The 12,495-nt window shown below is 47.1% G+C and carries 13 protein-coding genes and 1 pseudogene; 8 read left to right on the top strand and 6 right to left on the bottom strand.

Going from position 1 to position 12,495, the window contains the following annotated elements; translation table 11 throughout:
• Window positions 1–57: 57 nt before the first annotated feature.
• Together ACIDITHRIX25_RS91920 and ACIDITHRIX25_RS91915 are read left to right on the top strand one after the other, a co-directional pair.
• On the top strand, window positions 58–1,164 hold the full coding sequence (locus tag ACIDITHRIX25_RS91920; protein WP_201732794.1) for an IS1380 family transposase: 1,107 nt from the start codon (window positions 58–60) through the stop codon (window positions 1,162–1,164).
• Window positions 1,165–1,174: 10 nt separating this feature from the next.
• The gene (locus tag ACIDITHRIX25_RS91915) at window positions 1,175–1,456 is read left to right on the top strand and encodes a hypothetical protein (protein ID WP_201732793.1); all 282 of its coding nucleotides are present in this window, start codon (window positions 1,175–1,177) and stop codon (window positions 1,454–1,456) included.
• Window positions 1,457–1,711: 255 nt separating this feature from the next.
• Here the strand turns inward: ACIDITHRIX25_RS91915 and ACIDITHRIX25_RS91910 are convergent.
• Window positions 1,712–1,835, bottom strand: a pseudogene (locus tag ACIDITHRIX25_RS91910) (IS1595-like element ISAxf1 family transposase); the annotation flags it as partial.
• Window positions 1,836–2,020: 185 nt separating this feature from the next.
• Window positions 2,021–3,160, bottom strand: a complete 1,140-nt coding sequence (locus ACIDITHRIX25_RS91905) for an IS630 family transposase (RefSeq protein ID WP_201732792.1) — start codon at window positions 3,158–3,160, stop codon at window positions 2,021–2,023.
• Between the two features lie 323 nt (window positions 3,161–3,483).
• Here ACIDITHRIX25_RS91905 and ACIDITHRIX25_RS91900 point away from each other — a divergent pair, with 323 nt between their 5' ends.
• Window positions 3,484–3,810, top strand: a complete 327-nt coding sequence (locus tag ACIDITHRIX25_RS91900; RefSeq protein ID WP_201732791.1) for a hypothetical protein — start codon at window positions 3,484–3,486, stop codon at window positions 3,808–3,810.
• 614 nt (window positions 3,811–4,424) lie between these two features.
• Window positions 4,425–4,643, top strand: coding sequence for a TroA family protein (locus ACIDITHRIX25_RS91895; RefSeq protein WP_201732790.1), 219 nt, complete (start codon window positions 4,425–4,427; stop codon window positions 4,641–4,643).
• Here ACIDITHRIX25_RS91895 and ACIDITHRIX25_RS91890 read toward each other — a convergent pair.
• The 3 genes from ACIDITHRIX25_RS91890 to ACIDITHRIX25_RS91880 form a co-directional block, all read right to left on the bottom strand.
• On the bottom strand, window positions 4,640–4,837 hold the full coding sequence (locus ACIDITHRIX25_RS91890; RefSeq protein ID WP_201732964.1) for an IS3 family transposase: 198 nt from the start codon (window positions 4,835–4,837) through the stop codon (window positions 4,640–4,642). The genes ACIDITHRIX25_RS91895 and ACIDITHRIX25_RS91890 overlap by 4 nt on opposite strands.
• Before the next feature lie 242 nt (window positions 4,838–5,079).
• Window positions 5,080–5,265, bottom strand: coding sequence for a transposase (locus ACIDITHRIX25_RS91885; protein ID WP_201732789.1), 186 nt, complete (start codon window positions 5,263–5,265; stop codon window positions 5,080–5,082).
• Between the two features lie 107 nt (window positions 5,266–5,372).
• Window positions 5,373–7,148, bottom strand: coding sequence for a DUF2075 domain-containing protein (locus tag ACIDITHRIX25_RS91880; protein WP_201732788.1), 1,776 nt, complete (start codon window positions 7,146–7,148; stop codon window positions 5,373–5,375).
• A 317-nt stretch (window positions 7,149–7,465) separates the two neighbouring features.
• Between ACIDITHRIX25_RS91880 and ACIDITHRIX25_RS91875 the strand changes: the two genes are divergently transcribed.
• From ACIDITHRIX25_RS91875 to ACIDITHRIX25_RS91865, 3 genes are read left to right on the top strand one after another with little or no spacing between them, the layout of a single operon-like run.
• Entirely contained in the window at window positions 7,466–7,648 is a 183-nt protein-coding gene (locus ACIDITHRIX25_RS91875; protein WP_201732787.1) for a hypothetical protein, read from the top strand.
• A 52-nt stretch (window positions 7,649–7,700) separates the two neighbouring features.
• Window positions 7,701–7,997: a type II toxin-antitoxin system Phd/YefM family antitoxin gene (locus ACIDITHRIX25_RS91870; RefSeq protein ID WP_349632136.1), complete on the top strand. Its 297-nt coding sequence runs from the start codon at window positions 7,701–7,703 to the stop codon at window positions 7,995–7,997.
• Window positions 7,994–8,395 carry a type II toxin-antitoxin system VapC family toxin gene (locus ACIDITHRIX25_RS91865; protein ID WP_201732785.1) on the top strand — a complete coding sequence of 134 codons (402 nt, stop codon included), beginning with the start codon at window positions 7,994–7,996 and terminating at the stop codon, window positions 8,393–8,395. Before ACIDITHRIX25_RS91870 ends, ACIDITHRIX25_RS91865 begins: the two co-directional genes overlap by 4 nt.
• Window positions 8,396–8,754: 359 nt before the next feature.
• Here ACIDITHRIX25_RS91865 and ACIDITHRIX25_RS91860 read toward each other — a convergent pair whose 3' ends face one another.
• Complete coding sequence (locus tag ACIDITHRIX25_RS91860; RefSeq protein WP_201732784.1) at window positions 8,755–9,204, bottom strand: hypothetical protein; 450 nt, start codon at window positions 9,202–9,204, stop codon at window positions 8,755–8,757.
• Window positions 9,205–9,855: 651 nt separating this feature from the next.
• Here ACIDITHRIX25_RS91860 and ACIDITHRIX25_RS91855 point away from each other — a divergent pair.
• On the top strand, window positions 9,856–11,274 hold the full coding sequence (locus tag ACIDITHRIX25_RS91855) for an ATP-binding protein (protein ID WP_201732783.1): 1,419 nt from the start codon (window positions 9,856–9,858) through the stop codon (window positions 11,272–11,274).
• Window positions 11,275–12,495: the final 1,221 nt, after the last annotated feature.

Raw genomic sequence — 12,495 nt, 5'->3', positions numbered from 1 at the left:
TGGTAGAATGATGTTTGAACACAATTCAAATCTATCAGTTCAAGGAGCACCTTTTAGATGCGAGCATCTGCTAGTGCTTTAGAGTGTTTGATAGTCACCTTTGACGATTCGAACGCAGTTTCCAACAGTGGGTTAATACTCCCTATCACCCTTGCTGAGAGACTTGGCCTTAGGGATCTCTTTGATTTACACATTGACCTAGAGGATCGTCCTGGACGAGCAAATGTTGGCAGAAAAGCTATGGCTATCGTGGCCTCCATTTTGGCCGGTGGTGATTGCATTGATGACACTGCAATCCTTGAAAGCCCAAATGCGCAAGTTATCCTTGGTCAGATAATGCCAGCACCATCCACTCTTGGTGTCTTCTTGCGTAGTTTTGAGACCAGTGACATCGCAGATGTTGAACGAGTTGCAGCTTTGTTGCTAAAACGAGCCTGGCTAGCTGGAGCAGGTCCAGGTGATGAGCCGCTCACCATTGATGTTGATTCCACGATATGTCAGGTATATGGAAACAAAAAAGAAGGAGCTTACTTTGGTTATACCAAAGTAAGGGGGTATCACCCACACCTAGCAGCAGTTGGTAAAACAGGTGACATTCTTGGAATAGTGACACGTGAAGGCAACGCCAATACCGCTCGTGGTGCCGGGGAGTTTGTAACTCAGGTAATCAACAATGCCAGAGCCGCTGGAGCAACTGGTGAAATAACCATGCGTTTTGACTCTGGGTTCTACTCAAGAGCCGTTAGAGACGCAGCTAGTGCGGGTGATGTTCGCTTTTGCATTACAACACGGATGTCCAAGAGACTAAAAGGTATCATCTCCGATATCCAAGAGGATGCCTGGACTTCAATTCCCTACTGGCTTGAAGGTGGAGCTGATGTAGCAGAAGTGAAATATCGCGCATTTGCAAAAGATAGACAAGACGTTCGTCTTATCGTAGGAAGAACAAAGCCTACTCCAGGGTCTCAGCTGGCACTATTTAGAGACTATGACTATCACGCATTTATTACCGATCGACAAGGCGAAACGCTTTTCCTTGAGGCTGATCACCGAGCACATGCCCAGATCGAACTAGTCATCAAGGATCTCAAAGGAGGTTCGGGTTGGAAACATGTTCCATCCAGATACATGAACGCTAATGCCGTTTGGTTGGCTCTGGTCTAATTAGCCATTGGTGCAATTGCACACAACCTGGCACGGTTCACTGCACAACCCGACACGGTGCAACTGCACAACCCGACACGGTGCAACTGCACACAACCGGGCACGAATAGGTGCTATTGCAGAAACTGTTATCACCACACCAAAGCTTCGACGGTGTTACTTTCAGATCGCAGGACATATCACTCGTTCAGCTAGAAAAGTAATACTGCATCTTGAAGAACACTGGCACTATAAGGATAAGTTCTTAGAGGCTCTTGATCGGATCAGAAAGTTTGAGATCGCCATCACCTGAACATCTGGTTACCTAACACGCTGAATATTACTTGAAGGAACTGCTCTAGAAGACAAGGGATTAGGTCACTATACCCAAAATGAGATTTCACAATCTCAAAAATGACCAAACAGGCTCAATTACAAAGGGAATAGGTCATATTTGGCTCTCTGAAACCAGATTTAAGCCATAGACCCTCCGTCAAACCTAAATCAGTTCCGAAAAACCGACTTGAAGTCACACCGAGGGGCTCAAGCTGGTCCATTTCTGTGGATTCAGGGTAAATTGATCGAAGTTACACTTTGGACATCTAAATCCGTCATAGCATAAGCAATTTGATCAAATGATCTTCACATGCCGCCTCTGAAGCGAAGCGTACCATAAAGCCTGAGAGATCCACCATGCCTCCTTTATCGAACATCTGTTCTACTAAAGATTAGCTCCAATCTGGTCTCGGTGGAGGCGAAACTTACGAAACTTGATAAGTATGTTTGATAAAGCTCGATGTGGATTGCCGGGTGCTTTTATCTGTGAACATCGATGGGGATTGGAACTAGTATTCCCTTCCACTAAACAAGATACATGTTATGCCACTCCAAGATCGAACTTGTTCCAGCGAAAAACGACTGGTGCAGCATTGAATTCCTCAACACCTTTCAGAATGCGTTCCTTTAGTTCATCTGTGGAATCAACCCGTATGTGGCGAAGGAAGGTTCTACTCATTTTGGAAAAGACAGATTCGATGAGGTTGAGCCAGGAGCCATGCTTGGGCGTATGAACGTATTCGAAGCGCCCAGGCCGGCTGGCAAGGTAGACCATAGTCTCTTTTGAAATATGGGCTGAATGATTGTCTAATACGACACGGATAGTTGCCTCTTCTGGGTAGTACTCATCGAGCGTCTTTAGCAGTCCGATAAATTCGACACTCCGGTGGCGGTCCTCCACATTGGCAAAGATATGGCCTGAATGCAGGTCGATCCCGGCCAGGATCGACACGGTGCCATGACGGACATATTCATAATCACGCCCTATCGTTGGTGCCTTACCGGGCACCGGTGGCAGATCGGGTGCCGTAAGTCCAACGGCTTGGACTCCCGGCTTCTCATCGACGCTGACGCTATAGATCGGACTTGTTCTTCCGGTTTGAACTTCGCCTTCAGCGTAGATAGACACCTCGGAATAGACCATCAGGACCTCCTGTATCTTGCGGTCGAACTCTGGATCACGTTTTTCCAAGTAATAGCGAATCTTGTGGGGCTTGATCTCGTTCTCGTCCAGGATGCGCCATATTGTGCTCTTGCCCGCCTTTGCTAGACGTGGGAATCCAGCAGCATCGGCATTTCCAGACACAAACCCAGCAAGTCCAGATATCGACCACAGCTCTGCGGCAAGTCCATGATCTACTGGTTTGGTACAGGCAATGGCTACCACCCAGGCTTTGGCCTCATCTGTAATCTCTGGTTCATAGGGACGGTGGTAGGTATCTTTTAGTCCCATCAACACGCCTTTTGCAAGTGCTTTATCGATGCACTTGTAAACCATCGGGCGGCCCACTCCAATCTGGCGTGCCAATTCGGAGATCGGTGTGCCTTCTGCATAGCCAAGCAGAACCTTGGCCCTTTCAACCTCACGTAGCGTAGCTGTTCGCGACCCAGCCAGATCTTTTAGCATTGACTGCTGATCTTGGGTAAGCACCAGAGGTGGTCGTTGTGTCTTCCGTGCCATGATTGCCTCCTTATAGAGTTCAATATAATCATGGCACAAATTGTTATCTATGTAATGCTATTAGCGGAACGAAATTATAGGGCGCTGGGACCCTACTCTCCCCATTCGAATAAGAGCCCCAAATAAGCACCCCAAAAAATAACCATGACGAGAGAAGATCTTGAACGAACTGATGATTGTTTGGTGTTATTGAACCTAAATCAGGCGTGGTTTTCCAACCGGACTTGTAACGGCGACTGGGATTAAGGAATATCTCTTTAGTTCTTCAGTTTGATATGATTGGTTTGATCGGACCCATGACCGACAGATAAGGGAGGTCGAAGATGACAGCGACCCTGAAGATGACGCATAAATCCATCGGGGCGGAAGTTAGAAGGGGTACCTATGATATTTTAGTCGATGGCCGACTGGCGGGATTGGTTAAAATGAATGCAACCACAGAGATTAAAATCGTCCCCGGACCCCACAGCTTGCAACTTCGCAATGGTCGAAATTCCAGCCGCGTTCAGAAGTTTGAGGCTGCCGAGAGTCAAACCGTCTCTTATCGATGCACCGGCAAGAGCTTTCTCCCTATCTTCCTTGCATCTTTTGTCATCTCCGATTTGGCCCTTCAGCTACGTCGTGTCGATGATGGCCACTCTCAATTGTGAAGCTTTTGCTAGTGGGTATTTAGCCATTAGTGCTGAATTGGATGACCCGGACCTAATTCTTCCTAACTGCGACCCCCAAGTTCTTTTTTTCATCTTCATATCGGGTGATTTTGACTCCTTTATATCTTTCGATAACCCCAATGGCTGGTAGGACCCTCCTTGTTTATTTGCCAAGCTGTCCAAGGGGTGCCAACACCAGAGTGCTCTTGTGGTCGAGCTCTAAAATATGGCTTTGTGGGAGATACTTAAATTGGAGAGGTCGAGGCCTACTGCCCCTTGCTATGCCTGACTAGTGGACCTTGGCAATCGTTGACAATCATTTGAAGGAGACTTCCTTGGGAGTTGGCGAACTTACCCTTGATCCACTACACGGCCGTCAAATGCTATTGTTATTTTATTCGCATCATCTCCTTGCTTCCTAGCGCGACAAACATAATCGCTGATCTAGGGATGCTTAGCTCATTAGTTGGCATCTCAGAGGATTGCAATTGGCCGCCTGAGATCATGGATAAACCCTTAGTAGCAAGAGTTCAGATCGATGTATCCAAATTGACGAGCCTGGAAATAGATAGGCTGTAAATGCGTCAGCATCCAAAGGCCACTCGATATACGCAGTGGACGCAGATTTATTAGCGGAGCTCAAATCCGATCTCGTGATCACTCAAGACCTCTGCGAAGTTTGCGCTGTCTTTAGCGGCGATCTTATAACTGCATGTCCGATCGGTATTGAGATATTTTCGATGAACCCAAGAGCCATGGAAGATGTAATTACAAGTGTAATCTCGCTAGCGCGGCGTCTAGGCGTCCCAGAGCGCGGCGAAGTAGTTGCTTAGGAAATCCAAACGTTTGGATTTCCAGCGGTCGACTTTCTCTTCTTCTTATAGGGTACTTTCAAACCGGCTTGTCGCCAAAGAGACCTTACCTTTTTGATATTGACATGGTATCCCTTGTCTATGACGTAGCGATATGCTCTTTTGTAACCTTGAGCTTTGTGTTCTAGGACAAACGTTCTAAGGAGTTGCGTGATCTCTTCGTCTAGATCTGCACTTTTGCGTTCAGGTGCTACGGTACGCTGCGTAGAACGATTTTGACTTGCTACTTTGCAGGCTCGTCTCTTTAGAAACCCCGAATCGTATCTGTAGTTTGTGAACTACCATACGACGACGATTCGGGGTTAGAAATTTCTTATCGTCACCTCCTTGAGCATGGAGACATCAAGAGTTAGGTCGGCAACGATGCTCTTTAGACGACGGTTCTTTAGATTCAAGTTCAATGAGTAAGCTTTACTTTGGTTCCTTTCAATGCAGCGTAGGTACTCTTCCATCGGTACCAGGTTGTCTCGGTAACTCCAAAGCTGCGGGCAACTTCACTTATGGTTGCACCGTCATTTAGCATCTTGTCCCCTTCGGCGATCTTCTTGCGCACCTGTTCTGGGGTATGCCTTTTGGACTTCACAATAATTTCCTCCATCTACATTATGGATACAAAGCTCACATTAGTAGCGGATCAATTAAATGGGAGCCTTCCACTGGTCTTTTATTTCGGTTGCATTTTGTTCGATTTCACTGGGTGATTTCCATGTAGAAGGCCTCAAGAAGGAAGTTCCGTACTCCGTTGTCGACGCAATAGATGAATGTTCCTAGTGTTCCCCTAGAGAGCAGAACCTTGTAAATATTTAGGACAAGATCGAGGTGATATCGGTCGTCATAGCTTTCATTTAGGAAGTTGTTGTTTTCTTTGGACTTCCTATCGTGATAATTTTCTTTTATGAATCGAAACTGATAGCTTGTTGGATCGAAGGCTATCTCTGGCGCGAAGATGACGCCAGCGTAATTTAAGTCGTAACCCTGAACTGTGTGAATAGAACCGACCTCGTCGCATCCAATGACGGACTCAATCCAGTCGGTTTGCTTTCGATTCCACTTGAGGTGTATGCCGTCGATTTTGATATCAAAAAGTTTCGAGTCTCTCTTACTTAAGTGTTTGTAGCCAAAACCAGATGTGAGCCGACAACGTCCATTTGACATTTCGAGGCGATTTAGATCTTCAATCATCTTTGCAAGATCGCAGTAGATCCTCAAATCGTAGCCTATTAATTTCTGGCGGCTCTCTCTACTTGGCGTGGGTACAAGGACCTTTTGGAGGTGTTCGAGGTATTTGGCCCCTCCCGTTCCAAGCCTTTCTTGTTTTAAGAGGAGAAAGTTGGCCTTATTTGCCTTGGCTTTTTCGATCATGCTGCTCTGGTACTCGAGCGAGAGATCAGAGGGACGGACTCTTTGTGTTGGATCCATGAAGGTTATTTGGATATCGGATTTTTCTGTCATCCAATCCATCTCAGTTTTTGAATAATCGTCGAACCCATAAAGCTTGATATTGATCTGGCTGATGAGTGTATTGTAAACACCCATCATGTGACTCGCTCTTTTTCGAAGTCGGTGTCCTTCGTCGATCAGTGCTACATCGAAGTGGTCGTCGCAATTTGCAATATCTAGGGGTGAAAAGATAGGGAGATTTTGAAGCCCTGGGATGCTTTCGAAAGCTTTCTTGACAGTCGCTCGAAATGATTGCTGTGGAATAACAACTGCCACCTTCAGTTCGCGACCTCGGGATTTGATTGCGTCACCGAGACCGATCATGTCAGTCCAGGGGCCATATTCATCGATTTCATCAATTTCTTGCTGGTCTTCGTTCGCGTCTACAAGGAGTTTGGCGAGATACGTTAGTAGGACACTCTTTCCCGTTCCTGCACCACCTTCAATTATTAGCGTTCGCTTTGCAGCTGATTTGACTGAGGCCACGACGGCTGAGATGACGCGTTCAGTTACGTCGCTTTGTCCGTCGTTGAGCGTCGTATATGGTGACAGCTTGTAGGTATCTGAATTTTCGATTTCTTCAAAAGAAAGGTCAAACAACCCCTCCTTTTGAAGTTGCCGGTATATCTCCTTGAAACGCTCGCGATAGGCATCCCTGTTGAAGTAGTTGACGTCTACAAGTCCAAGGTTTCGATTGATTACTTCGTATTTTGTATCGCTGGCAAAGTACCGTATCAAATTCGACTCTAGGTCATGACATGCTGACTTATTGAACGAATCGTCGAGGATTACTCGAATCTGGTCGAGTTTGTTCTTTGACGGGTTGAGTGAGTGTTGGCGATAGCGATGAAGGAAGTTGACGCTCTCTCCAACATAGATCTTTCTACTATTGTCGAGTAGGTACACGACAGGCCAATTTTGAAGTTTGTATGTTACGGCAACTACTGATTCGTCGAGCAATTCTTCTGGACTTTTTCGTATAATAGAGAATTGAGCAGGTCCGCTAGGGGCAATTTCAATGTTCACTTTACCTCGATACCTTTAGGTCGATATTTTCTAGGCTATCTGATTCGAGTCCGTGATGGGTGAGGTGTAACGCGGATTTTATTTTGAATTACTCGTGTCGATTCGATGGCACTGATCAGAATTTACAGCAATATTTTGATTTGTGCTCCTACTTAACGAGAGATAAATTCGGCCATACGAAATCAGATCGATCATCCGGATTATTAGGCGCGCTGAAATCCACAGATTTAGTTTTAGGTACTCGCAACGCGAATCTGAAATCTTATCGCTTGAGCATTAATAGTTGTATTTGTTATGGGATTTCCGTAACAGGAAGGGTGGCTGAAAATGTTAGTGCAGGAGGCTCTCACGACCGGACCCTACGTGGAAGCCATGGAATGAGAGCGCTTGCCTGTCTTCAAGCGATTCTTGACGTGATTCGTCCGACAATGGAAAAGGCGGAACTGATGCTTCTTGGATCGATATTGAATGCTGATCGATTCAAGAGGGTTCGTTTTTAGATATCTCTGGTTTGAATCTCAATATATCAACTTTCAGATAAAGTAGCACTTAATGTGCTACTTTATCTATATGATTAGGATTGGTGTTAAAGAGTTGCGGCAGAATGCCAGTAAGTATCTAGAGCAAGTGAAGCGCGGCGAAATTATTGAAGTTACCGCGCGAGGAGCTTTGGTAGCACTTATTTCTTCTCCCTATCGAGAGTCCGACGGATTCGAAGGGCTCGTCGCAAGGGGCCAAATAATTCCACCTGTCAATCAATTTCAAATCCCTAAGCATCGACGCAAGTTATCGCCGGGTGTCGTTTCCGCTGATGTACTTAATGATCTGCGTGAAGAGCGATTCGAATGATTTATTTGGACACTTCTGCCCTTGTCAAGTTGGTCATCGACGAGGAGGAAAGTGTGGCTCTGATAGATTGGCTCGCGATAAATGCAGATGCCTTGAAAGTTACTAGTCAACTAGCTCACGTTGAGCTGATTCGAGCGTGCAACCGACTCGACGATACTTTGACTCCCTTTGCCCGATCTCTTTTATCTGGCATTGGTAGCATCCCGATAACTAGCAATGTCTTGAATATTGCTTCTGACCTAAAACCATACGAGTTACGAAGTTTGGATTCGATTCATTTGGCAAGTGCGATCTCAATTGGTAGCTCACTTTCATATTTTGTTGCATATGATCTGCGTTTATGTGCAGCAGCTGGCGAAGCGGGGTTCGCCGTCGAGTCGCCATCGAGAGTGGACTAGAGTCCGACTTTGGATTAGCAGCGGTCAATTGTGTTGTAACTATCAGGTAGTTCCAGCCATGCAAATCGAAAGTGTCGAATAAGTCGATGAGCATCGGTAGCCCTTCGTGGACTAAAGCTTAAATTAGATCGTTTTGAATCGTTCGTTGGCAGTGAGGGCGACGTTTTAGTACGCCGATTGCGATTTCCGACCAATTGCTCAAGGCGTTGTATTTTTCGAAGTCGCCTGGCGCAATGATGGCGTCTCCAAATTTGCATCAGAGGAAGTTCACGTAAATCGCTCAAATTCATGTGCCAATAATCTCCAAAGTGACAGTACGTCTTTCGTTGGTGTAGGAAGAATGTAGTACTAGTTGCTGCCTAAATGCCACCAATTTTTTGTGTCAAAGTCGTCGTTAGGATGCCGACCAATACTTCTCGACTAACGCCCACGGCTGAGTCAAGGAACTGCTTAAGTTTGGAACGTTTTTCAGGATCCGTTTCCGATTCAATAGCAATTTGAACGCCACGAATTAGAGATTCAATCACTAACTCCTCGGATGGCCACTGCCCGGATGCGCGCCGTGCGGCTGATGTGACCGCCGTGACTAAGTAGGGTCCAGGGTCTCCTCCAGTAAGGAACTCTCTGAGAGTGATGTACTCCTCTCCGAGAGCGTGAGCAGCTGCGTAGACTTCCTCTTTTGATCTGGACAAGTGCTCGGCGACCTCGTTTATTGAGAGTAAACTATGGGGCCTTTTCTCATTGAGAAGCTCGATGATGGCTTCAAGTATCGGAAGGTCTCGTTCAAACCAAGTGGATGGAACTGACATGTAACTCCCCTTCTGAGCCCGATTGATGGTGGTAAGTTCAGCTTCCCACTGTTACCTGAGAGAGGTGCGGTCGGGAAAGGGCGAACTGAAATTTGCCACTCCCTTTGCTGTTTTCATTGCTGTAGCACCTTTGTAAGTCACCATTATTATTCTGCCTAGCGGCAGTTACAGTCTCTGCGCCCATTAACGTTCCTGTGCTAATGGGGAGCGAATGTCGCACCGCAGCCTTTTGTAAACCTTGTTACTAGATCCAGTGAGAATGTTGTGATTCCTTCGGAAGGCACTCGATACTTGTTACGTAGGTCGCTCGAGCACTGCTACGGTTTGCGCATGTTGCGGTGTTGTGTACACGACTGCAACTTTCGCTCCGCGCAAGAGGCCCTCGACTTTTTGAGCAGCGTCTTTCATGAAAATCAGCTTGATGCAAGGTCGAAGTTCGCACTGTTGGAGATGCTTGAGAGCTAAGTTGCACCTTGGAGACTTGACCCAGGGAAGGTAGATTCCAGGTCCGCGTTGACGCTTTGGTGAAAGCCAGTTCTCTGCATTCATAGCGGTTGGTGCGTTAATGTACGAAAAACAATCCTTTAGATACTAACATTTATGTTACTTACATTAATGTTAGTAACATAAATTATACGCTTGTGAGGTATTATGCCGGGCTTTGTTGGTCGTCAGACTCAGTTGAATTCGCTTGATCGATTGCTAGGGCGTATTCGGTCAGAGATTAATACCGATCTTCCGGGACGTTGCATACTCATGCGTGGTCGACGTCGGGTTGGCAAGAGTCGACTGGTGGAGGTCTTTGCCAACCGTTCGGGGATACCGACGCTCTATTTCACGGCATCGCGCCAGCGAAGCCATGAACTGGAGTTGTTTGCAGAAGCGGTCGTGGAGTCGAATCTTCCGAATGCTGATCTGTTCAGAGGTACTCACCTGGATAATTGGGATGTTGCACTGCGATTGCTCGGGCAGACTTTGCCGCACGACACTCCGAGCATTGTGATCTTTGACGAGTTTCCGTATTTTGTCGAACAAGATGTGAGTATCGAAGCTATCTTCCAAAAGCAGTGGGACCGTATTCTATCCCACAAGCCAGTTCTGCTGATCTTGGTCGGTTCTGACCTCGCTATGATGGAGGCTCTGAACTCTCATGACCGGGCGTTCTACCAGCGGGGAACCGAGATGATAATCCCGCCGCTGTCACCACTCGAGACGGCACAAATCGTTGGTTCACCTGATGAAACATCGGCTTTCGACTCCTACCTTATCACCGGGGGACTTCCACTCATCTGTGACGATTGGCCTGTAGGTCTTCCTATGTGGGATTACCTCGAAGGGGCGCTCTCAGAGACAACGTCAGCTCTGATCGTCAGTGCAGAACGGTCTTTGGCCGCCGAGTTCCCGGTAGAAGCATTAGCCCGTGAGGTTTTAGGAAAGATCGGGGCAGGGGAGACGACCTTTACCAATATTTCGCGTGCTGCCGGTGGGCTCCAAGCAGTTAGTGCTTCCCGAGCACTTGAACTACTTACCGCGAAGCGAATTGTCATTCGAGAGGTTCCATTATCGACCAAGCCCTCAAAAGAGGCAAGATATCGCGTCGATGATCCCTACCTGAGATTTTGGCTTACCTTCATTGGACCTCATCTAGCGGAAATCGAACGTGGACGCTCCGATCGGGTGTTGGCGCGAATAAAAGCTAGCTGGACCTCTTGGAGAGGGCGAGCAATAGAGCCGATAGTTAGGGAGTCTCTGGCCCGACTTCTTCCACTTGATGGCCTCGTTGCGGAAGCCGTAGGCGGATACTGGACCCGAACTAACGTCCCTGAGGTTGATATCATCGGCGCCGACCGCAATCCCTTAGCGAAGGTGATTACCTTTGCAGGCTCAATAAAGTGGCTTGAAACCGAACCTTTTGACAACGGCGATCTAAACGCTCTAGCTGCCGCAACTCTTCAGGTTCCGGGCGCTAGCAAAGATACGCCGTTAATCGCTGTTAGCCGTAGTGGGGTGGGGCCAAACGTCAACGCTGCGTTCAAATTTGGCCCAGATGACCTGATCAAAGCTTGGTAAATTGAACGGGAATGCTCGTAGTTGCTGAAGGGAAATCTCCGATCGTATTGATCCGTGTGTTCGAGGTTTAGTTTGCGCCAACCGCCAAGTGAAGGATTGGATACGTAATCCACGGTAACTGCACAATTTGTTTGATGGGGATCGAAATCGGTCACGCTCAATCGTCCGAACTTTAAAAAGGTCCTTTGGTCCAGCTGTAATTCGATTACTGCTCTGAATCTTAGATTGCCATTTTCGTGTACAGCATTTGAATTTAAGGCGCGAGGTCGAGGCTCGTTCTATCGAGGTATGTAGCCCTGTACCTAAATCACCCAGGAAGGATTGACGACAGGTGGCTCATCCTCCGAGCCGACGAAGTGACTCATTTTGAAGACAACAATATTAGTGCCCGCCATTACAGTCAATGAAATGTTGCCGACACCTGTGCCCCAAGCCTAACGCCGGAATCAATGACTTCGCGGTGAGGCCATTAGTGTGACGAAGGGACTTGACTACAGTTGATCAAAGGCTATTGAGACCGAAAATGCCAAATACTTCAAATCGAATGGGTTGACTCCCCATACGCTTCCTGGGAATGTCCATCCGCAAGATCAACTTTGGTCGGGCAAGACGGATCACTTTCGCCCGTGTTGTACATCGGAAGGATATGGGGCTCACTAGGGGTTTATTTCTCAATTACGGCTGTTATTGGTGGCGTGAGGTGATTCACAAAGTCCATACGATCTGTCTGGGTGACTTCGTTTCTCATCAGGCGCACCAAGTCATTGAAACTATACAAAAACTTAGGTGCTTGCGATTATCGCGGCGAACTTTTCGTTGGTAAAGAACGCGATTCCCATTGCCAAGCTTTCATCCTGGCGAAAACCGATCGAGGATAAGAAGAATGCCATAAACGAATTGATCCTTAGAGACCAGCTGTTATGATCGTTCTGGAGATCCTACCCACAGCCCACAACTCCTATTGTGTCTTGCTTTGGCCCGTATAGTTGCCGACGCAGTTTTCCATGGCGCTGCTATGAGGATAGAAAATATCCGCCCTTTTGTGGGTTCAGGGCCCAAATGGTATCGATACAGACAAATCGAGTAACTGTGAGAACAGAAGTGGCTATGGCATTGATGAATTTGGGTACGAATTGTTTTTTGGAGTGGATCTTTGCGACGTCTTTGAATCTCTTTTGTGACGAATCGCACAGCTAAGGTAACTGTCCTTACCACTAGGAT

It is taken from the genome of Acidithrix sp. C25 (genome assembly GCF_904848545.2).
This window is presented reverse-complemented; position numbering and strand designations above follow the sequence as displayed.

Bases quoted from the DNA above. Each gene is read 5' to 3' on its own strand.
- ACIDITHRIX25_RS91905 (WP_201732792.1), bottom strand. From the start codon at position 3,160: ATGGCACGGAAGACACAACGACCACCTCTGGTGCTTACCCAAGATCAG.
- ACIDITHRIX25_RS91860 (WP_201732784.1), bottom strand. From the start codon at position 9,204: ATGTCAGTTCCATCCACTTGGTTTGAACGAGACCTTCCGATACTTGAA.
- ACIDITHRIX25_RS91855 (WP_201732783.1), top strand. From the start codon at position 9,856: ATGCCGGGCTTTGTTGGTCGTCAGACTCAGTTGAATTCGCTTGATCGA.
- ACIDITHRIX25_RS91870 (WP_349632136.1), top strand. From the start codon at position 7,701: ATGTGCTACTTTATCTATATGATTAGGATTGGTGTTAAAGAGTTGCGG.
- ACIDITHRIX25_RS91900 (WP_201732791.1), top strand. From the start codon at position 3,484: ATGACAGCGACCCTGAAGATGACGCATAAATCCATCGGGGCGGAAGTT.
- ACIDITHRIX25_RS91865 (WP_201732785.1), top strand. From the start codon at position 7,994: ATGATTTATTTGGACACTTCTGCCCTTGTCAAGTTGGTCATCGACGAG.
- ACIDITHRIX25_RS91920 (WP_201732794.1), top strand. From the start codon at position 58: ATGCGAGCATCTGCTAGTGCTTTAGAGTGTTTGATAGTCACCTTTGAC.